1 pseudogene is annotated in these 972 nt (G+C 60.4%); it reads right to left on the bottom strand.

Annotated features, from left to right (window positions below):
* Window positions 1-388 precede the first annotated feature (388 nt).
* A pseudogene (locus tag MJ783_RS22895) lies at window positions 389-652 on the bottom strand (hypothetical protein); the annotation flags it as partial.
* Window positions 653-972 lie beyond the last annotated feature (320 nt).

Below are 972 nucleotides of genomic sequence, written 5' to 3'. Positions count from 1 at the left end.
TCCGAAATTGCCCTGGCCTGGAAGTTCGGGCATTTTCCGGTATGGTCCGGAATGTCCCAGCACGCATTCCAAGGTTCTTTTAATCTCTGGGTTCAGGGTTCGAGCCCCTGGCGGCCCACATCCGATCATGGGCGCGACCTGCAGTGATCCTGTTTTCTCGATCTTCTATTGAAGATCGATTGAGGTTTGCGGGCTCAATGCGGGCTCAAACCACACGATCTTGTTCGATGGGATGATCGTGCGGGCTCAACACCTTGATCCATTTAGTGACGCTGCGTGCCGACCATGAGATGGCTGACGGTCGGACTGGGTCCTGTGGGGCTCCGAAATCCGGGTTTTGGCCTGTGAGCTGGACTTTTACGGTGGATGTGATAGTTCGCGAGAGTCGTCAGGCGGCATTGTGATACTCGTTGATCATGTCGCCGAGGATGCGTGTACGACGGACGGTGGAATCCAGGGGCGGGCCGGCTGCGGAGGGTGGGTCGGGCGGGCGCTGGCCGAGGGAGTGGTGAGGTCGGTACCGTGACGCCCGTTCGCCGAGATCGATCAGCAGATTCCGTGCCTGCTGGGTGACCCACGCCCCGGTCGGATGCCGGGTGACCCCGAGAACATGCACCTGTCGAGTGGCGATCTCCACGACGAGGAATACGTAGAAACACGGCTCGCCGCCACCGGCGCCACCCTCTGGCTCGGCCAAACCCACCGATCACCCCAGGGCTGCGGCAAGGTAACAATCCGCATTGATCGAACTACATGGTTCGCCGGTTAGGCCTCGGCGGGAACCTCGCATATGATCAGGAAACGCCGTAACGGCAGGAGGTTTGCCGCCCTGCCTGCTCAGCGAGGCCGACCGATGTCAACTACGTTGAGCTACCTCTATTAACCAAGAGCGATCTCGCCGCAGCCCTGGGTACACCCGACTTGTGGCCCCTGTCACCGCAGCGCCTCGAAGATGATCCAAGCGCCTTCTGT

The organism is Protofrankia sp. Cj3, assembly GCF_917627355.1.
Classification (GTDB): domain Bacteria; phylum Actinomycetota; class Actinomycetes; order Frankiales; family Frankiaceae; genus Protofrankia.
The sequence above is the reverse complement of the archived record's forward strand: the minus strand, read 5'-3'. Positions and strand labels throughout refer to the sequence as shown.